This window comes from Streptomyces sp. NPDC023157 (genome assembly GCF_055560575.1).
The window spans coordinates 13,658-32,095 of the sequence record NZ_JBVHIL010000016.1 but is presented as its reverse complement, the minus strand read 5'-3'; the positions used below and the strand labels follow the sequence as shown (position 1 = coordinate 32,095).

16 protein-coding genes and 4 pseudogenes are annotated in these 18,438 nt (G+C 69.0%); 12 read left to right on the top strand and 8 right to left on the bottom strand.

Annotation, left to right across the window (positions count from 1 at the left end):
• Positions 1–246 precede the first annotated feature (246 nt).
• The 5 genes from ACZ3ZE_RS36285 (at position 247) to ACZ3ZE_RS36265 (ending at position 5,044) form a co-directional block, all read left to right on the top strand.
• Positions 247–2,094: an N-acetylmuramoyl-L-alanine amidase gene (locus ACZ3ZE_RS36285; RefSeq protein ID WP_467262104.1), complete on the top strand. Its 1,848-nt coding sequence runs from the start codon at positions 247–249 to the stop codon at positions 2,092–2,094.
• A gap of 899 nt (positions 2,095–2,993) precedes the next feature.
• Positions 2,994–3,257 (top strand): hypothetical protein, encoded by a 264-nt coding sequence (locus ACZ3ZE_RS36280; protein WP_361179791.1) that lies wholly within the window; start codon positions 2,994–2,996, stop codon positions 3,255–3,257.
• Between the two features lie 2 nt (positions 3,258–3,259).
• Positions 3,260–3,631: a fic family toxin-antitoxin system, toxin component gene (locus ACZ3ZE_RS36275; RefSeq protein WP_361179879.1), complete on the top strand. Its 372-nt coding sequence runs from the start codon at positions 3,260–3,262 to the stop codon at positions 3,629–3,631.
• A 337-nt stretch (positions 3,632–3,968) separates the two neighbouring features.
• A complete protein-coding gene (locus ACZ3ZE_RS36270; RefSeq protein WP_361179788.1) occupies positions 3,969–4,523 on the top strand; it encodes a matrixin family metalloprotease in 555 nt (184 codons plus the stop codon).
• The gene (locus tag ACZ3ZE_RS36265; RefSeq protein WP_361179786.1) at positions 4,523–5,044 is read left to right on the top strand and encodes a hypothetical protein; all 522 of its coding nucleotides are present in this window, start codon (positions 4,523–4,525) and stop codon (positions 5,042–5,044) included. The genes ACZ3ZE_RS36270 and ACZ3ZE_RS36265 overlap by 1 nt, the downstream gene beginning before the upstream one ends.
• A 591-nt stretch (positions 5,045–5,635) precedes the next feature.
• On the opposite strand, the gene ACZ3ZE_RS36260 is transcribed toward ACZ3ZE_RS36265, so the two are convergent.
• The 4 genes and pseudogenes from ACZ3ZE_RS36260 to ACZ3ZE_RS36245 all read right to left on the bottom strand — a co-directional run bounded on the left by ACZ3ZE_RS36260 (position 5,636) and on the right by ACZ3ZE_RS36245 (position 7,533).
• Positions 5,636–5,800, bottom strand: a complete 165-nt coding sequence (locus tag ACZ3ZE_RS36260; protein WP_361179783.1) for a hypothetical protein — start codon at positions 5,798–5,800, stop codon at positions 5,636–5,638.
• A 139-nt stretch (positions 5,801–5,939) separates the two neighbouring features.
• A pseudogene (locus ACZ3ZE_RS36255) lies at positions 5,940–6,236 on the bottom strand (ATP-binding protein); the annotation flags it as partial.
• A 375-nt stretch (positions 6,237–6,611) separates the two neighbouring features.
• Positions 6,612–6,971, bottom strand: coding sequence for a hypothetical protein (locus tag ACZ3ZE_RS36250; protein ID WP_361179780.1), 360 nt, complete (start codon positions 6,969–6,971; stop codon positions 6,612–6,614).
• A gap of 139 nt (positions 6,972–7,110) precedes the next feature.
• Positions 7,111–7,533: a hypothetical protein gene (locus ACZ3ZE_RS36245; protein WP_361179777.1), complete on the bottom strand. Its 423-nt coding sequence runs from the start codon at positions 7,531–7,533 to the stop codon at positions 7,111–7,113.
• A 141-nt stretch (positions 7,534–7,674) separates the two neighbouring features.
• Here ACZ3ZE_RS36245 and ACZ3ZE_RS36240 point away from each other — a divergent pair.
• From ACZ3ZE_RS36240 to ACZ3ZE_RS36230, 3 genes and pseudogenes are all read left to right on the top strand, one after another.
• Positions 7,675–8,706: pseudogene (locus ACZ3ZE_RS36240) on the top strand (transposase); the annotation flags it as partial.
• A pseudogene (locus ACZ3ZE_RS36235) lies at positions 8,701–9,836 on the top strand (NF041680 family putative transposase); the annotation flags it as partial. The pseudogenes ACZ3ZE_RS36240 and ACZ3ZE_RS36235, both read left to right, overlap by 6 nt.
• A 26-nt stretch (positions 9,837–9,862) precedes the next feature.
• Positions 9,863–10,027: a hypothetical protein gene (locus ACZ3ZE_RS36230; protein WP_361179774.1), complete on the top strand. Its 165-nt coding sequence runs from the start codon at positions 9,863–9,865 to the stop codon at positions 10,025–10,027.
• Positions 10,028–10,274: 247 nt separating this feature from the next.
• Here the strand turns inward: ACZ3ZE_RS36230 and ACZ3ZE_RS36225 are convergent, their stop codons facing one another.
• The 3 genes from ACZ3ZE_RS36225 to ACZ3ZE_RS36215 form a co-directional block, all read right to left on the bottom strand.
• Complete coding sequence (locus ACZ3ZE_RS36225; protein WP_467262102.1) at positions 10,275–11,726, bottom strand: hypothetical protein; 1,452 nt, start codon at positions 11,724–11,726, stop codon at positions 10,275–10,277.
• 60 nt (positions 11,727–11,786) lie between these two features.
• Positions 11,787–12,125 carry a hypothetical protein gene (locus ACZ3ZE_RS36220; RefSeq protein ID WP_361179768.1) on the bottom strand — a complete coding sequence of 113 codons (339 nt, stop codon included), beginning with the start codon at positions 12,123–12,125 and terminating at the stop codon, positions 11,787–11,789.
• A 166-nt stretch (positions 12,126–12,291) separates the two neighbouring features.
• Positions 12,292–12,471, bottom strand: coding sequence for a hypothetical protein (locus ACZ3ZE_RS36215; protein WP_361179765.1), 180 nt, complete (start codon positions 12,469–12,471; stop codon positions 12,292–12,294).
• A 151-nt stretch (positions 12,472–12,622) separates the two neighbouring features.
• Between ACZ3ZE_RS36215 and ACZ3ZE_RS36210 the strand changes: the two genes are divergently transcribed.
• The gene (locus tag ACZ3ZE_RS36210) at positions 12,623–14,086 is read left to right on the top strand and encodes a hypothetical protein (protein ID WP_361179762.1); all 1,464 of its coding nucleotides are present in this window, start codon (positions 12,623–12,625) and stop codon (positions 14,084–14,086) included.
• A gap of 228 nt (positions 14,087–14,314) precedes the next feature.
• Here ACZ3ZE_RS36210 and ACZ3ZE_RS36205 read toward each other — a convergent pair.
• Positions 14,315–14,772, bottom strand: a pseudogene (locus ACZ3ZE_RS36205) (GmrSD restriction endonuclease domain-containing protein); the annotation flags it as partial.
• Positions 14,773–14,962: 190 nt separating this feature from the next.
• On the opposite strand from ACZ3ZE_RS36205, the gene ACZ3ZE_RS36200 reads away from it, so the two are divergent.
• The 3 genes from ACZ3ZE_RS36200 to ACZ3ZE_RS36190 all read left to right on the top strand — a co-directional run bounded on the left by ACZ3ZE_RS36200 (position 14,963) and on the right by ACZ3ZE_RS36190 (position 18,421).
• Complete coding sequence (locus tag ACZ3ZE_RS36200) at positions 14,963–16,075, top strand: hypothetical protein (RefSeq protein ID WP_361179877.1); 1,113 nt, start codon at positions 14,963–14,965, stop codon at positions 16,073–16,075.
• A gap of 531 nt (positions 16,076–16,606) precedes the next feature.
• Positions 16,607–17,011: a hypothetical protein gene (locus ACZ3ZE_RS36195; protein WP_361180098.1), complete on the top strand. Its 405-nt coding sequence runs from the start codon at positions 16,607–16,609 to the stop codon at positions 17,009–17,011.
• A 90-nt stretch (positions 17,012–17,101) separates the two neighbouring features.
• Positions 17,102–18,421: a VanZ family protein gene (locus tag ACZ3ZE_RS36190; protein WP_442306026.1), complete on the top strand. Its 1,320-nt coding sequence runs from the start codon at positions 17,102–17,104 to the stop codon at positions 18,419–18,421.
• Positions 18,422–18,438: the final 17 nt, after the last annotated feature.

The following is an 18,438-nucleotide window of genomic DNA, read 5'->3' as shown; positions in this document are numbered from 1 at the left end:
TCATGGCCGCGCGAATCTTACCAGTGGTGACGGACGCGGCGGCGCCTGGGCGTGGGATCGCTGCTCCGGTGCGGTGACGGGGCTGTGTGCGTTGGGCGTGTCGGGGGGACCAGGCGGCCTCCCTCCATTTCGCTGTGACGGCCGCAGCGTCGGCCCTGGACCGAACCACGACCGCCCCAGCGAAATGGACATGGTGTGACCAGAAGACACGGGCGTCACGACCGCCTGAGGTACAGCGCTGTTGGAGTGGCGGTAGCCCTCATCTGGGGATGTGCCACCGCTGGGAACGCCCAGCCCTCCGATGCCGCACCCGGCGGCTTCGAGCGGGCGGCCGAGCAGGCGGCGGCAGAGTTCGGTGTGCCGAAGGAAGTACTCCTCGGCGTCAGCTACGAGTCCTCGTGGTGGGAGGCCAACGACGGCCGCCCCAGCACCAAGGGCGGCTATGGGCCCATGCACCTGACGGACACGACGTCCGGGGGAACGTACGACCATCGCCCAGGCGAGGGGCCCGTAGACGCCACGGGCACCGACGACCCGTCCGAGCACACGTTGCAGGCTGCCGCCGCGATGATCGGCGTCGCGTCCTCGACTCTCAAGCGGGACGAGCTGCAGAACCTTCGAGGCGGCGCCGCGCTGCTCGCCTCGTACCAACGCCAGGTCACCAGCGAGATGTCACCCGACCCCGGCAGCTGGTACGGGGCCGTGGCGCGCTACAGCCAGGCCGCCGACACCGCGGATGCGGAACGGTTCGCCGATGGCGTGTTCGCGGTGATCCGCTCCGGCAAGCAGAAGGTGCGCAAGGACGGCCAGAGGATTTCCTTGACGAAGTCGCCGTCCGCCCGTCCGGCGAGGTCGCAGCTCGCGTCCTTGGGGCTGCGGACGTCGGCCGCGGCAGCGGTGCCGGAGTGCCCTGCCGAGCTGAAATGCCGATTCGTGCCCGCTGCCGCCTCGAACTACCAGGTCTCCACACGGGACTCGAACGGCATGGACGTCGACTTCATCGTCATCCATGACCTCGAAGGGTCCTACGACGGGGGGATCAGCTGGTTCCAGGACCCCGTCAGCGGGGTTTCCGCGCATTACGTGATGAAGGCCGACGGCAGTGCGGCAACGCAGATGGTCGCCACCAAGGACATCGCTTTCCATGCCGGGAACTACTGGATGAACCTGCACGGCATCGGCATCGAGATGGAGGGGTACGCCGCCCAGGGGCCCACCTGGTTCACTCCGGCCCAGTACAAGGCGACTGCCGCGCTGGTGGCCTACCTGGCACGACGCTTCGACGTGCCGCTGGACCGCCGGCACGTCATCGGCCACGACAACGTCCTTCCGCCCAGGCCTGCCCGCGCGCCGGACGCGCACTGGGACCCCGGCCCGTACTGGGACTGGGAGAGATTCATGGCTCTCCTCGACGCCGATCAGCGTCACGAGCGCGAGGCCGGGGGAGGGGAGCAGGGCAGGAACGTCGGCGTCGGACAGGCGGTCATGATCGCCCCGACGTTCGGCAAGAACGCGCAGACGGTGACCGTGTGTTCCCCGACGTGCCGGTCCTGGACACAGCCTTCGAACCTTCTCTACGTGCATACGGAGCCCCGCGCCGACGCTCCGCTCGTCTCCGACCTCGCCCTCCGCCCGGACGGGTCGGCGGGAAGCGACCGCATCGACGACTGGGGGTCCACCGTGGTGTGGGGGCAGGAGTTCGTCGTCTCCGACACGCTAGGGGACTGGACGGCCATCTGGTTCGGTGGGCAGAAGGGATGGATCCACAACCCCGCGGGAGTGAACACCCGCCCCGCCCCGAACGCGCGGATCGTCCGTCCCGCGAGCGGGGCAAAGGTCTCGGTCTACACGACGGCCTACCCTCGAACGGACGAGTACCTCCGGGGGCTGCCGGCGTCGGCACAGACGCGGTTCGACATGTACGGGTTTCCCCCGGGGCAGAGCTACGTGGCCACTCGCACACCGCTCGGCGCCGACGACTTCTTCCCTGCCACACCCACGCGCCCGGAGGTCGTGGTCACCGGCGGCCAGAGGTACGACGTGATCCAGTACAACCGGCGCCTGGCTACGGTGAACACCGCGGAGACAGGATGATGGCCCTGGGCCGGCTGTCTTGGTCACGAGCGCTGTGACGGTGCGAGGGGCCTGGCCCCGGGAGGAACCTCGCCGACCACCCGGCCAGCACGCGGTCCGGCTCCAGGCCGACGAGACGCCTGCAGCCGACCGGTCAGCGGCCCCGGCGAATTGGCGCCGCGCGACAGGCCTGGGCCGTATTGCGGGCCTCGGCAGCACGGCGCGACTCGTTCTTTCGCACGGCCCGGGCGGCCCGGGACAGTACCTATGCCCCGCAAGGCCGAACCGCCTACGCCGACACCGAGCGCCAGGCCAGACCGAGGGCGACGACGGCGGTGGCGCAGAGCACCCCCGTACCGACGGTGGCCAGCGCCGGCAACAGGGGCAGACTCCCAGAGCGAGGCACCTGGATTTCGGCTACACCCCGTGGGGGCAGGCATGAGCTGCAGCAAGATGTCCGGCCTCGACCTGGCCGAGGCCGCGATGCGGGCCGATGCAGGCGGCACGTGCCGACAGACGCGGCCGGAAGGTGATCTCCGCTCGCGCAGAAAGGACGGTGCCCGTTTCGCACTCTCCCATTTTCACAGCGGCACACCTCCGCCCGAGCGGAGGTGAGCCGACGTTCGTCCTGATCTGTCGTGGGACTGCGTCCCCGTCGTCCCGGCGAACTGCGGCAGGTACTGCTTGGGGAGACCGTGCTTGAACACGCTGGGCAGCGCCGTGTTAGCCCAGTCCCCCTCCGCCCGTAGGAGACGACATCGCCACCCCCAGGTCTTGTGTCCGCCCCATCACAGATGGTGAAGCACAGCGGCGAACCCCAGCAGGACCATGGCTCGACATTGCGGCGTTGGACAGCGGCAGAGCCCCGTCCCCCAGGAACTGAGCCCCACCTGCAGCTACCACCCTGCTACCTTGCTCGCATGAGCAGCAGCAGAAAGCAGACCCAGCTGCGACTGGAGCCGGAGGTCCTCGCCGCCGGCAAGGACGCGGCAGCAGCCCGCGGGCTGGACTTCAACAAATACGTCGAGCGCCTCATCGCCGAGGACACCACCGGCGCCCGCGCAGCCGGCATGGCCGCCGCCCAGAAGCTGATCGACGACCACGGCGACTTCCTCGCCGATCTGGAAGCCAGCCTCGATGCCCAGCACACCCCAGCCACTTCCCGCCGGGGCGCCGCCGCTTGAGCATGTCTCTGCACGTCGACCTGTCCTGGATCCTGGAGGTCACCGAACGTGCAGGGCGAAGCGACCCTGCGCCCGACGACCTCGGCGTCCCGCTCGCCGCCGTCGCACGCCACCAGGCCGAGCTGCTCGACCAGCCCGTCTACGACGACCCCTATGCCCGGGCCGCAGCACTCGTCCACACCCTCGGGCGCTGCCGATGGCTGGAGAACTCGAACCTGACCGTGGCATGCGCGGTCGCTGTCATGTACCTCCACGCCAGCGGCGTCTCTGCCAGCCCCACACGCGACCAGCTCACGACTCTCGCCCAGGAGCTGTACGACCCCCGCTCCAATGCCGGACGGATCGCTGAGCTTCTCCGTACCTGGCGGTCCTGAGACTGTAGGGCGCGCTACCAGCAGCTCCGGAATGAAGGGCGCGTGCTGCGAGCGGTCCGCTGCGGCACCGAATGGGTTGCTTCCCCTCACGACTGCCTCCACGTAGGGTTGCTGTCCTCGCTGGTGAACCCGGTCCGGCCGTGGGGACTGCACACGCTTACAGCCCTTTTCGGCATCCCGGAGGCGGTTACCCCTGGCGCAGGGTGTGACGTTGGAGGTAGCTACCCCGATCTCGGGCGCCTCTGCTCTTTTGAGTGATCCTCTCAGTCGTCCCGGGCGGGGCGGGTGTGCAGGCCGCTATCGTCGGCGTCCCGCTCGCACCAGTCAGGGGGATGTCATGGCGTTTTTGCAGGCCGCCGCCGCGTTGGCCGCAGCTACGGTCCTGGCACTCGCGACGGCGAACGCTCCCTATGCTGCGCCCAGGGCGGCCGCGGCGCCCTGTGTGCGGGGAGAGTCGGAGACCCGGAGCAACTCCGCTGTTGATGAGGGCGAGATCCGCTGGACCGAGACGTCGAAGTACGACAGCCAGCGCGCCCACGCTATCAACGAGTGGAACAAGCTGCAGAAGATCAACATTGCGCCGGATGCCGTGAACACGGTGAACGACCTCGAGTTCCGCGACTACTCCAAGAACAACGACACCGCCGCCTACTACGAACGGCACGGCGGCATCGCGCAGACCGACTACGTCCACCTGAACAAACACTGGCTCGACGGCGCCTACAGAAATGAGCCGGCCTTCCAGAAGAACATCGTGCTGCACGAGCTCGGGCACGCACTCGGGCTGTGCCACAAGGCAGACACCGTCGACTCCGTCATGCGCAAGGCCGCCAGCCCGAAGACCGTCCCGACCGCTGTGGATGTCGCCAACATCAGAAAGATCTGGGGCTGATGAAGCACGCCGTACTCCTGTCGCTCGCCGGAGCCCTCGTGCTCGCCGGGTCCGCGACCACCGCCACCATGGTGCTGCTCGACGACGTCACAGTCAGCGCCTCCTGCGCACCGGTCATGGACACCGACCGGGACAAGGCCGGCCTCGTCGACCATGTCGCCGTGGTCACAGCCGAAGAGCAGTTCCGGCCTCTTCGCAGCACCAACGGCATCCAGCGGGTAACCGTGCAGGTCAAGGTCGACGAGATTCTGAAGGGGAACCTGCCCGCCACGATGCCCATCGACCAGGACGTCTCCCAGGGCGCCCGTTCAGCGTTCGAGCAGCAGCCGCTTGTCCCCGGTCACCGGTACGTCATCGGAGTGCACAACTGGGACACCGGCGTCGGCCGCAACGCGTTCTTCGCCACCAGCGCCGACGGCGATCGGCTCCAGACCGAGCGTGCCCGCTGGGGCGACGCCGTTGCCCACCAGAACCCCAAGCGCGCCGCGCCCGGCTGTCAGGACGTCGTCACGGTGCCGTAGGCAGGCCTGGCGTGTGCAAGGGCGCCCTCTCGAACAGGCCGTCGCGCTCGGCGCCGCTGCGGGCTACTGCTGTTTGCACCCCGGGGCCCAGTGCCTCGAAGGCGGTCTTCCATCTGACGGCGGTTGTCTTGTGAGCACCAGCCTCGCCGCAGTCGAACTGGCTCTCGTCCGGCCCGCCGTTGCGTCTGGATATTCGGTCCGTCGGGCCCTCGTCGTACCGGTGCGAAATGCGTTCTTCCTCGGCGGGTGTTGGCGGCTATGGCCGTGTCGCTGATCGGCTCGTGGAGCTCCCTTGTGGAACTGCCCTGGTTCGGCGTCACCGCCGACAGCGCCACTTGGACCGGACTGGTTGCCTTGTCTGCGCACTGGTCAAGGTGATCACCGGTCCACTGATCTGGCCAGCGCGACTGGCTTCGTTCATCTCTAGGAACAGCGAATATCGACGCGTTCGGGAGTCAGTTGGTGATCAACAGAGTCGCGGATGTCGACGAGAAGTGACGGCACTGCCTGGGCGGCTGGCCGGCAGGGCGCGTTCTGAGCATGTAGCTGCGTGGTTCGCCTGGTGCTAGTGAGACCTGTGAGACTGAGCGGTCACCGCGATGGCCTCTGCGATCCGAGGATGATGCCGATCAGTCCGCCAACAACGGCGCCGAGCCATGGCCCGAGATAGGCGAGAGAGGCGACATCGGCGTTCCAAGTGCGGACGATGATGATGATCAGACTGAGCAGGATCAGCTGCGCGATCAGATAGACCAAGATCTTTCGTCGTGCGGTCCAGCCTCGCATGTGCTCTACGACCATCGGAATGACGTGGACGATGGTAGAGCTCGCAGAGCACAGGCGACGCGTTCCTGTCCTGATCCGCCGGACGTGCAGGCGGTCATTCGGCCGTATGTCAGCTGGCCTTGACTGGTTCCTCGGCTCGGGCTCGGGCGCTGGCGAGGCGGTAGGAGTCGGTGCCGGTCTCGATGATGGTTCCGTTGAACGTGAGCCGGTCCACGATGGCCGCGCAGAGGCGGGGGTCGGTGAAGGTCTTGGTCCAGCCACCGAAGGACTCGTTGGAGGCGATGGCGACGCTGTTCTTCTCCTCGCGTTCGGTCAGGACCTGGAAGAGGAGTTCGGCGCCGTGGCGGTCGAGTTCCATGTAGCCGAGTTCGTCGATGCAGAGGAGGTCGAGATCCGATCCTCGAGCTCTCAAGAACCGTCCCAGAGCCCCAGACGTGTGAGCCGACGCTGCCGCAGCCGCTCTCCAGCCGCTGTCAGAGCGAAGAGGAGCCACACAACCAGCCCGGCCAGTGCTGCTATCACAGGGCCGTCAGATTCGTCCTCAGACGACACCATCAGGAAGAAGAACGCAAAGGGCACAGCCATGCAGAGGCCGGCGCCGACCGGGTGCCGGGCCACCCACTTCTGAAGCCGAGTCGGGCGCATCTGTCCGCCAAGCGCCCGGTCCACGGCCCAAAACGCATTACCCAGAGACCGCCACCAGCTCGTCACGGCTGAAGGATACGACAGCCAGTCGGGCACGCCGATAGAAGGCTCAGGCCCGAGCTGGTTGAGAGACAACTCAGCCTTCCCGAGGTGCGACTGGGCCAGCTGTCCGGGCGCCTGAATCCTTTCGTGCCGAGAGCAGGAACAGGACCGCAGCGGCGGCGGCGAACCCGAAGCCGACGCTGCTGCAGGCCATGACCGTCTCGAATGAAGCGTCGGCGATCCGGGGGATGCCGTTGACGAGCATGAGGGCGTAGATGCACAAAATGGCGTAGGCGCGAAGCCGAATCCCGGCTTGTCGCTTGCGCATCCACGGCGGCGTCCACCCCGCCAGTATCGCCACCGGCATCGGCAGCATGAGCGTTGTGGACACTGCCAGCGCTATCCAGTGGTACAGCGGATTGCCGTTCATCCCGACCCCTTCGTTGGCGATCACCAGCCAACGGAGGGTTGGCGAGGCCCGTCCATGCCGAACACTGCGAGCTTCCGGCGGACCAATCCGGTCAGAGCACCAGTTCAGAAACAGCTACTCAGCTTGTTGTTTAACCTCCTCGGCGCTCAGGAGGTGGCCTCGGTCAGAGCTTCAACGGCCCGTAGGTGCCGTTCTGGAAGGTGAAGACGGTCGGCTCAGAGTCGTACTCCTCGCGGCAGTATCCGCCGTAACCGGGCTCTTCGACGTAGGGGGCGAGCAGGTCAAGGATCGTGACTAGCTCGCCCATCTCGTCGTCCTTCCAGTAGTTGCGGCTGAACAGTCCCCATGCGTAGAGCGCTTGGCCGGCTGCGAAGCCTCGGGACTGACGCCGGAGAGACGCGAAGTCTCCTCCGGGCAGGCGGCCGTCCGGGTCCGGTGCCAGCACTGGGTACAGGTGCTCGTCCGCGTCGAGCCCGCTCGGGCGCTCGGGGACCATGTCGAGGTGCCAACGCAGGGCTTCCAGCACCGTGTCGGGGGTGTTGTCGCGGAGAAAGCACGTGAAGACGACTTCAAAGTGGAGGCTCACGAGGCCGCATTCTGCCGTCCGTGGCTGACAGCCAGAGGACCGCGGTGCTGCGGTCTGGCATCTAGGCCGGTTCGAAGCAGTGCCGGATTGATGTGATCATGTGCGTTGTCGAGACGCTGTTGATCATGCAAGGCCGCGAGGGTGAGTCTGCTGCACGACGCTGTCCGCGTCGAGTCCCTGACCGTGTTGTCCCGGTTCCGGACCGACTTCTACGACTGCCTGACCGCTCGCGCGGACGCGCTGTTCGAGCTGACGGACGCCGTGCTCTGCACAGACGGACCGGTGCGGTCGCTGGTCGACCTTGCGCTGGCACCCGAGCACCGCCGGGGTCACGGCACCCTCTACGCCGGCCTCAACCGCGGACAAGTGGATGTCGCCCGGCTCCGGCGGGTCCTGGCCGGAGTGCCGCTGCTCCGGGCCGCGGACGGCCGGCTGGTCCTGGCCGTCGACGTCTCGCCGTGGCTTCGGCCGGACGCCGGCACCGTGCCGGACCGCTCGTTCTGCCACACCTACGGCCGCGGCAACGCCAAGCACCAGATGATGCCCGGCTGGCCGTACTCGGTCGTCGTCGCGCTGGAGAGCGGCCGCACCTCCTGGTCCGCATTCCTGGACGCGGTCCGCCTGGCCCCCGGCGCGGACCTGGCGGCGGTCACCGCCGACCAGGTCCGCCAGGTGGTCGAACGGCTCGTCGCCTCACGCCAGTGGTCCGCCGGTGATCCGGAGATTTTGATCGTGCTGGACGCCGGCTACGACGCCCCGCGCATCGCCCATCTGCTGTCCGGCCTGCCCGTCGAGGTCCTGGGCCGGACCCGGTCGGACCGGGTGATGCGCCGCCCGGCGCCCTCGCGGGAGGAGTTCCTCTTGGCCAACCCGAAGGGCGGCCGGCCGCCCAAGCACGGTGGAGAGTTCGTCTTCGGCGACCCCTCCACCTGGGGCGCCGAGCAGGCCGCCACAGTCACCGACACCCGCCTCTACGGCAAGGCCACCGCCCAGGCATGGGATCGGCTGCACCCGCGGCTGACCCAGCGGGCCGCCTGGCTCGACCACGACGGTCCGCTGCCCGTCATCGAGGGCACCGTCATCCGCCTGGCCGTCGAACATCTGCCGTCCGGCGGGGTGAACAAGCCGGTCTGCCTGTGGTGGTCCCGCACCGGCGCCACCCCTGCCGACGTGTCGCCGTGGCTTCGGGCGGACGCGCCGTGCTCGGCGGACCGGTTGTTCTGCCATGTCTACGGGCGGGCGAAGTCCGCGTCGCAGTTCATCCCGGGCTGGCCGTACTCCTTTGTCGCAGCCCTGGAGCCCGGCGCCACCTCGTGGACCGGGATCCTGGACGTGGTCCGACTCGGTCCCGAGGACGACGCGACCGCGGTCACCGCGGCCCAGCCGAGGGCCGTGGTCGAACGGTTCGTCGCGGCCGGCCAGTGGACGCCCGGAGACCCGGACATCACGATCGTCATGGACGCCGGCTACGACGTCACCCGTCTGGCCTGGGTACTGCGGGATCTCCCCGTCGCGCTGGTCGGGCGGATCCGCAGCGACCGCGTGATGCGTCTGCCGAAACCACCGAGGATGCACGGCATCAACGGCCGGCCGCCCAAGCACGGGCCGGAGTTCCGCTTCGCCAAGCCCGAGACCTTGCCCGAACCAGTCATCACTACGGCCACCGACACCGTGAACTACGGAAAGGCCCAGGCCCAGGCGTGGGACCGGGTTCACCCGAGACTGACCCACCGCTCGGCCTGGCTGGAGCACGACGGCGAACTCCCCGTCGTCGAAGGCACCCTGGTCGGCTACATGTCGAACACCTCTCGAAGGAACGAGAGGCCCCGCCGGTGTGGTTGTGGTCCTCGAAGACCGGCGCCGCCCCGGCGGACGTGAACCTGTGGTGGCAGGTGATCCTCAGGAGATTCGACCTGGAGCACACGTTCCGTTTCGGGAAACAGACACTCGGCTGGACCACCCCGAAAATCCGCACTCCCGAAGCGGCGGACCGCTGGACCTGGCTCCTGGTCGTCGCTCACACCCAGCTCCGCCTCGCCCGGCCACTTGCCGCAGATCTCCGCCGACCCTGGGAGAAGCCGGCCAAGCCCGAACGCCTCACCCCGGCCCGGGTCCGCCGCGGGTTCAGGAACATCCGCGCGCACCTGCTCTGCCCGGCCCGTGTTCCCCAACCGACTGGAACCGGGCCCGGACGCCCCCTCGGCTCGAAGAACCGGCGGCCCGCCACCCGCTACGACGTCGGCAAAACCGTCAAACGCCCCGAGACCCTCAAGGCCATCGGTAAACCTGGCAGATCTTGGTAGATAAAGAACAAGCTTACGGTGGAGACGTGCCCGGGCAGCCCCCACCCGCCCCAGAACCCGGCGACACCCCGCTGCCCCCGCCCGTGCCGGTGCTGGTGGTCCTGGTCGACGGCCAGGAGGTCCGCGGACGGCTCTACTCGTGGCAGCAGACGAAGGCTGGGTGGCAGGGCGACGTGGGGGCCTGTCCCTGAGGCGCAACCGCCCCGGCCCCGGACCTGGCGACGGCGATGGCGATGGCGATGGCGACGCGATGGTGGTGGAGGCGGCGGAGTCCGCCCGCTGTCGTGCTGCCCCGCTGGCTCGCCCCGCTCGCCCGCAACGGCCCGACGGCCTTCCACGCGGCCCCCGTGGTCCGCCGGGCGGTCCGTATGTCTCCGCACCACCACCCCGCCACCGCCCGCCCGTGCTTCCCTTGCGCGCCACCTCCGGCTCGGGGGCCTATGCCGTGGTGGTCTCGCGCGGGGGAAGGCCGGGGGTCACGCCGTCTTTGAGGTTGGTGCGGATCTCGCGGACGGCGGGTCCCGGAGTGCCCCTGAGTTCGTTGCAGGCGATGATGACCTGCCCCGCGGCGCCTGAGGGGTCTTCGACGGTGGCGAGGTCGGTGAGGCCGTCGAGGAGCGCGTTGCCGGTCCGCTGGTCTTCGGGGCCATCGCCCAGGCCGGTGAACGGGCCGTCCACGATCAGGAACTGAGGGACCGGCATCGCCGGGACTTCCCGGGCGGCATCACGCAGGGCGAGCAGGACGCTGATGTTCGCGCGGGCCATCCCGTGGCCGGCGACGACCCGCGCGTCGAAGGAGCTGCCGTTGATGGTGACGGAGAAGTCGTCCGCGCTGATGGACACCGTGTGGATCTCCGGGTCGCAGGCCTGCATCCGGCGCAGCGCGTGACGCGACCACCGGTCGGTACCCTGCTTCACCATCAGGTCGGTGTCCTGCCGGGCGGCGGCGTACGCGGACTCGGCGGCCTCCTTGTCCTTGGTCAGCCAGGGGAGCCGTTCGCGCAGTTCCGTCAGCTTTGCGACCTCGCGCAGGTGCTCGGCGTTCTGCTCCAGCCGTGCCGCGAGCTCCCGTACCACCGCTTCGGCCTCCACCACGATCCGCTGCTGCGGCGCGATCACATCCTGTGCGAAGGCCCGTTCCGCAGCCTCCGCCTCCACCACCGCCCGCTCGGCGTCACCGACCCGCCCGCGGGCCTCACCTGCCGCCTGCCCGGCGCGGCGTGCCGCGTCGCCCGCCTTCTCGGCGGCCTGCTGCGCCCGGGACATCCGCTGCCTGAACTGCTCGATACGCTGCTGGCGCTCGGGGTCGAAGCGCCGGCACGTGGGGCAGTCGTCTTCCGACAGCCCGGTCAGGTCGAGCGGCCGTACGCATGTGGGGCACAGGCTCGGGTCGGTGGCGGCCTCCCGCAGTCCGGCCAGACGCCCCCTCGCCTCGGCCGCCGTCGCCTCCAGAAGGCGTACTGTGCGCTCCCGGTCGTCGCAGGCATCACGGGCGGCCCGCCGAACCTCCTTCGCGGCCGACGTCTTCGCCTGGAGCGCGGAGAGCTGGGTGTTCAGACCGCTGAGCTCCGCCCCGGCCTTCCGCGCGATAAGGGCCTGCTCCTCGTGCTGCGCGGTCCACTGCGCGTCGCGGCGCTGGAGATCCTCGACGGACGGCAGGTCGCGTTCCTCGCGGTCGCGCAGAATCCGCGCCACGCCGTTCTTCGCCTTGCTCCACTCCTTCTTCTTGATGTCGGCGTCCTGCCGCAGCGCGTCGACCGTGTGATCATCGGATCCCAGCAGCACGCGCCCCACCGCGATCCGCTGGTCCTTGCCCTGCCGGCCCAGGTAGTCGTTGGGCAGGTCGCGCTGGCGGGCGTAGAGCCACGGGACCAGCAGGCCCAGCGTCACCCGCGTGTTTCCCGAGCCCAGCCGGGGAATGCCGAGGAGGTCCTGGAAGACGTCGGCGGCCTACCTGCGGGAATCGGTGCGCTTGACCGGGTGCCGCTCTTCGGTGTTCAGCGCGCCGCGGACGAAGGACACGTCCTCCTTCCGGTCGACCGTGCTGCGGACGATCCGCCACCGCTCCCCGTTGATCCGTGCGACGAACCCGACGCGCCCGCACACCGCCGGGGCATCCATCAGCTTCGCGCTCTCCACTCCAAGCGACCACAACCAGGCCGCTTCCAGGGCCGTGCTCTTGCCCGACCGGGGCACCCCGGTCAGAGCGGGCAGCGGGGCGTCGAGCCTCACCTCGCGCATCACCCCGTCGCATTCGAACAGCATGCACTCGATGTTGAGTGTGATCACCCGGTGCCTCCCACGGCCTCGACAACACTTCAGCGCCCGTAGCGGGTAACGACACGCGGTCAACCGGGTGACGTCCCCGGCCATGACGGGCGCCGCAGGCTCTCCGCCCTTTACGGCCTCGGTCGTGACCCTCTGAGGAACACCAGCCCGCGCTCCGGGCAGCGGCCTACTCACCGCTGCTGCCGTGGCCGGCGGCGATGATGAGGGCGATGAGGACGAGGACGGCGGTGGCGAGCTTGATGACGTCGGCGGCGGCCCAGCCCTGGTTCAGGGCGAGGACGAGGACAGCGGTCGCGGCGTACGCCCACGTACGGCGGGTCGGGCGGGGCGCGTTCGGGCTGGGCATGAGGGTCTCCCGGGTTCGGTGAACGGCTGGAGACTCCACGGTCGGTGGTGGTGTGATTGTTCGCTCGGGCCGGCCGGTGAAAAAGCCCAGGAGGCGGGTCACGGATTGTGAACAACGGGGCTTGTTCACTGGACACGAGGGGTGGGCAGAGGTGGGCAGACCGCTCCAGGACAAACTGCGAGGCCGTACGGAGGAGGCGAACAGACTGGCGGAATGGCTCCGCACGGTCACCAACGGCATCCCGGTGCGGACGCTGGAGACGAGGTTCCACTACTCGAAGGCGATGTGGAGCCAGTACCGCAGCGGCAGCACGCTGATCGGCCAGGACCTCCTCGACAAGGTCGTCGACGAGCTCGTGCCCCAGGACATGCGCGGCAGGGTCCGCGCGAACGGCCACAAGCTGCTCGCCGCCGCGCTGGAGGCCGCGAAAAGGCCGGCCGACCAGCCACCACCGCCCGCCGCACCGCCTGTTCGGCACCAGCCGCCGACGCCGCTGCCGGAGGCGCTCCAGCTCGCGTTGCGCCTCGACGACGCCCGCCTCCAGCAGATGGAGACGATGCGCCGCCTGGACGAGTCGGAGAAACGCTGCGCCCAGCTCCAGGGCCTGGTGCTGTTCCTGCAGAGCCAGTCCGTCCAGCTCGCCCAGGAACGCGACCGCGCTCTCGACGAGGCACGCGAGACCCGCGAGCTGCAGCAGGCGCTCGACCAGTCGGAGAAGTTCCGCGTCCGTGCCGAAGGCCAGCTCCGCCGCGCCCGCCGCGCGGCGCAGGAGGCGTTCGAGCTGCGCCTGGCCGCCGAGGCGAAGGTGGTGGTCGCTCAGTCGCAGATCCGCGCCGGGAGCCCCCAGCCGGCCGCGATGCCGCAGCCGGCCGCGGACGGCATGGACCTGCCGCCGATGGAACGGATAGCCGACGTCCTGGAGGCGGCGGACGCGCTGCTCGACGAGCAGGACATGGACCTGGGCGAGCTGCGCTCCGACCTCGGCCTCGCCCCGGACTTCGCGGGCGGGAGCGCGCCGAGGGTCATCGAGGGCGAGGTCATCGTGAGCAGTACAGCCGACGAGGAGCGCGAGCCCGGCGGGATTGTTCAGCAGACCGGACCGAACAACACGGTGAACAACCCCGTGACCAGGCCGGACACCGCGAGCAGCCCACCGCCGACAGCCATCGCGGACGCTTTGCTCAACGCCGTGACGCCGGCGCATCTGGGGCGGCAGATCGAGGCCCTGCGCAAACGGGAGGGCGTCCTGAGGTGGTCGGTGGGAGCGATGCTCGCAACCGTCAACGACGTCCTCCGGTCCGCAGACGAGCCTGCCGTGGGGGCCGAGTCGGTCCGCGGGTGGCTCACCGGGGACAGGTTCCCCCGGCTCGACTGGGCGCTGATGGAGCTGGTCGTGGAGATGGGCGCCACCCCGCAGGAGACCCTGGAGTTCTTCCACGCGCACCGCAGGATCCACCAGCGCGAGGCCGACGCCTTCGAAAACGCGCCCCCGAACATCCGCCGGCAGGACGACGAGTCGTTCGCGAAGGCCGAGCGCAGGGCCGCATGGCTCGCGGAGGGCTGGACGAAGTCCGACCAGCTGAAGGAGCGGCGGACGGCCGCGGGCGCGAGGTGAACTGGCTGGCCGAGCAGAAGGCCGCCGCGAGGGAACTGGAGGACGCCGCCCGCCGCAAGGAACAGCAGCAACGCGGCGGCCCGCCCCCCGCTCCCTGATCTGCGGCGGCACGAGACCGAAGCGGCTGACCATGCCCTCGAACAACTCCGCGACGAGGCCGCGACGCCCGGCCTTCCGACCGCAACAGCCGTTGGGCCCCGCCGGTTCGTCCGGCGGGGCACGAGTCGGTCAGGGGGCGGGGGTGTAGTGGACGACAGTGTTCTCGCACGGCCCGACGGCGTAGGTCTTCAACGTGACGGCCTCGCCGGGGTCGGCCGTCAGGCCCCACCGGAGCTTCGTGCCAGCCCACTCCGACAGGTACCGGCACACGGCCTCGGGGGCCGGAGGGAGCCAGGTCTGCGGGTCCTGGTCGGCCTTCTGCCGGTTGGACCGCGCGGTGACCGCGACGAGCGACGTCGAGGCGTCCTGGTCGTTCGCGTACGCCTCCCGCCGCTTGGGCGTCCAGGCGCTCGCGCCGGAGTCCCAGGCCTCGGCGAGGGGGACCATGTGGTCGATGTCGAGCTTGGCGGGTCGTCGACGAGTTGCTCGTCGTAGTACGACTTCCACAGTCCGCCGGACAGCTTGCAGCCGGCGCTGACGACCGGGGCCTCGATCGCCTCGGCCAGTAGCACCTCGTTGCGGGTGTTGCGGCTGGCTTTGTTCACGAGAACCGACAGCAGATGTTCACCACTTCGGGAGGCACCCGGCACGTCGGGGATTCGAACGGTGGCCTTGCACACCATGGCGGAGCACAGTCCCGCGCCGCGGATGAGAAAACACGTGGAAGGTCCGCCACAGAGCTGCGACGATGCCCCCTGCTTTCTTCGCGGAGGACATTTGTTCGTTTTCGTGTGTGCGGGATGTGGCGCCGAGTTGACCATCCCGCTGTCCCCGGTCGCGCTGCCGGTACATGCCCATCAGAAGTACGGGAACGGGATCCAGCTCCCGGTGCTCATGGAGTCGGGCACATTCGCCGTGGAACCGGAGCCCTGGGGGGCGCCGTGGCGGAGGTGGGAGGAAATCGACCCGGACGAGGCGGCGGCCCGCGGTATCTACGCCCCGCTCTACGCCCTGTCCGACAGCGCACCCGGCACCGTCGTCATCGCCCCCGGGGATGCCCGCGGCACCGTGCTCGTCCCGCACGAAGCCGGCGGCTACTGCTGCGGTCTCGACTGGGGTGACGGCCCGAACATGGCCTGCGCGGTGTGCGGCCTGCCGGTGGCGAGCCGGATCGACGACTGCTCACTCTGGCAGGCGGTCTGGCTCGCGCCGGATGCCGTGCACCGCCTCCCCGTCGACGACACCGACTCCGGTACCGCAATCCTCGCCTGGGAGGAACTGTTGGAGGAGGGGGTAGCCACGCCCCCGATGGAGCCGATCAGCAGGTGGGGCTCGCTCCGCGGGCTGGACCACTGGTGGTCATGGAGCCCACAGTGGGAAGCGGCAGCCGGCCGGGCCTTGGCCCACCTCCTGGCAGCTTCCGACGGCCGACCGGTGACGGTCCCGCCCGGCCTGATCACTGAAGTGTTCCAACGAGCCCTCGACGCCCTGCTGCCCGCGGACCAGCCAGCGCGACGTGCCGTCCTGGCCGGACCGGGGCTGTCCGCCCCCGGCCCGGACGTCGACATGATCCTCGTGCCAACCCACCCGCAGACGGGGGAACTCTGGAGCCCAGCCGGCCCGGACGCATCTGCACGCCCCGTACCACTGCCGTTCGGGATATGGCTGTGGATGGCCTACCCCGAACCACACCTCCACCTCCCCACCTCGGGAACCATGCCCGACGGCGTACTGCGCGACGACCCGCCCCCGCCACGCCCCCACCACCTGTTCCGAGCCGACCCGGGAACCTTCCAGCACACCCTGGTCCGATTGCCCGCGGTCCGCAGCCCGTGGCTGCGCGAGATCCTCGACAACCTCACGCACCACATGCAAGCCGGTCTCTTCTAGCCGACTGCCAGACGACGCCGGTACTCAGGCTCCAGAGCTGCGCAATCGAACCGCACCAGGTAGTGGTGCCTCCCGAAGTGGTGTCGGCTGTCCGTTCTCGTGGACAAAGCCAACAGGGTGAAGGGGAGCAGCACCGCCTGCCCCGCCGGCTCACCTCCGCTCGAGCGGAGGTGAGCCGCCCCGCCGGAACAGCGCCCGGCGGGGTTTCGTGCTCTCTGCGCGAGCGGAGGTACCAGTACTGCTCGCGTCCGACGGACCTCAGGGACGAGAGCAGGGCACCTTCGCGCAAGACGTGTTCGGATGCACAACCGCACGCTCGCTGATTGACGGATCAGCGACGGCTGATCGCCTCTGCCGGGGGCGGCGTACGCCTTTCGTTCAGCGGCCTGATATCGATCATGATCTGACGGACTAGGTCGATGGTCTTTGCCTGCGGCTTTACTCGACGACACGATCCGTCCGCCACCCCCCGGGCACAGCAGAAGAGTCATCTGCCCACGGAAGGTCGATATGCGTATCAAGGCATCGAGTATGGCTGCAGTCGCCGCATTGACGCTGATACCCGTCCTGGGTGGCGCCTCGCTGGCGACGGCCGGCGGGACCGGGGTGCAGGCGCTTACCTGTCCCGGCTCCGGTGACGTCACTCCCGGGGACAAGTGCACGACCTTGAGCAATGGCGTTCTCATGATCAACGAGACGAGCACCGGCTCGTCCGTCGGGCTGCAGTACTACAAGTCCGGTGGCGCTGCCGTTAGCGCCCGCCTGGGCTATCTGCGCCAGGGTGTGAACCACTGGGGCGGCTGGCAGTCGATGACGGCCGTCAATACGTACTACGCCCAGTGGAGCGGCCTTTCGGGCGGGTGCTACCCGACCAACGGTCTGCTGAACACGACCGGTGGGGCGACCTATCAGACTCCGGCGGCTGATCCCTGCTGATTCCGTGGTGTCCGGTGTCCCGCGCAGCTCGCGTGGGACACCGGACACTGTCCGGGCTCACGTTCACGTTCATGTAAAGAGAGTGGTCAGGTGCTGTACGCCGTCTTCAACGGGCACGGGATGTTCATCGCCCTGGCGACCTTGCTGTCGGCAACGGTCGGCTTCGTCGTCTACAGGCAGTCCCCACCTTCTGATGGGCGCCGTGCCCTGAAGGGCCTCTTCGCAGCGTCGGTGACGGCTGTGGTGAGTCTGACGCTCTGGTCGACCGGTTCCCCCGTTCACCAGCCGCGGATGTGTGTGGTCAACCGTGACCTCATCGAACCGTTCACCACCGATCAGGGGCTGCTCAACGCGGGGCTCTTCCTCCCGGTCGGGCTGCTGGGCGTCCTGGCGACACGGAAGGTTCTCGGCACCGTCGCCTTCGGGATCCTCCTCACCTTCACGATCGAAACCCTGCAGGGCTCGCTTACCTTCCTCGGACGGGGCTGCGATTCCAGTGACCTGGTGATGAACTCCCTGGGGGTAGTCGCCGGCGCCATCGCCGGATGGACCATCACCGCCTTCGAGAAGCCGCGCGCCGGACTCCTCCACGCCTGGCGGGCCCGGAGTACCTATGCGGCCGTGACCACCATCGCCGTGCTCGCCCTCGTGTGGGGGGTCGCCATCGAGCCGCAGGTCGTGGACCAGACTCTCGGGATCGGGCGGGCGAACGACGCCCAGGAGAACGCGATCCGCGCGGCCGTGGACGAGTCCTTCGATGGCTACTACAAGGTCAGCCGCGTCGACTTCGCGTCCGGGCCCGATGGCACCGGCACGGTCATGGCCCAGTTCGCCGGAGGCGGCTCCGCAGAGCTTCGCTGGCCCGGCCGCGACACCTTCCAGGCCTACCTCGACATGTCGAGCACAGGCCAGCCGAGCGGCTATCCACTGCCCGGCGCCAAAGCCTCCCCTGTCAACGAGCAGCAGGCACAGCAGGTCGCCACGGCGTACGCCGCCCGCCACGCCGTCTGGGGACTACGGGACTCGAAGCCCAAGACCACGGAGGTCGACGAGAAGGCCGAACTCGGCTGGATGACCAGCTGGCGTCGGCACGACGCGAACGGAGTCCTCATGCCCATGCGGCTCGACATCCAGGTCAACCGTGCCGGCCTCGCCACCCAGATCATCATGACGAACATCCCGGACCCCCACCTGCCCTCCCCCCGCATCCGGAAGGAGGAGGCCGTCGCGGCCCTCCTGAGCGCGAACAAGCAGGACGGAACCAAGCCGCCCGCTGCTACTGCGGTGCTGCTGGCCACGCTCAGCAACGGAACCTGGATCCCCGCCTGGCGTATCGAGGTACAGGGAAGGCAGCCCATCAGCGGCTCGGTGAACGCAATGACAGGAACCGTGATCGACGACTCCCAGTAGGACGAGAGCCGGGGCGG

Coding starts and splice junctions, on each gene's coding strand:
- ACZ3ZE_RS36280 (WP_361179791.1), top strand. CDS start 2,994: ATGAGCAGCAGCAGAAAGCAGACCCAGCTGCGACTGGAGCCGGAGGTC.
- ACZ3ZE_RS36275 (WP_361179879.1), top strand. CDS start 3,260: ATGTCTCTGCACGTCGACCTGTCCTGGATCCTGGAGGTCACCGAACGT.
- ACZ3ZE_RS36270 (WP_361179788.1), top strand. CDS start 3,969: ATGGCGTTTTTGCAGGCCGCCGCCGCGTTGGCCGCAGCTACGGTCCTG.
- ACZ3ZE_RS36265 (WP_361179786.1), top strand. CDS start 4,523: ATGAAGCACGCCGTACTCCTGTCGCTCGCCGGAGCCCTCGTGCTCGCC.
- ACZ3ZE_RS36215 (WP_361179765.1), bottom strand. CDS start 12,471: ATGCCCAGCCCGAACGCGCCCCGCCCGACCCGCCGTACGTGGGCGTAC.
- ACZ3ZE_RS36195 (WP_361180098.1), top strand. CDS start 16,607: ATGGCTGCAGTCGCCGCATTGACGCTGATACCCGTCCTGGGTGGCGCC.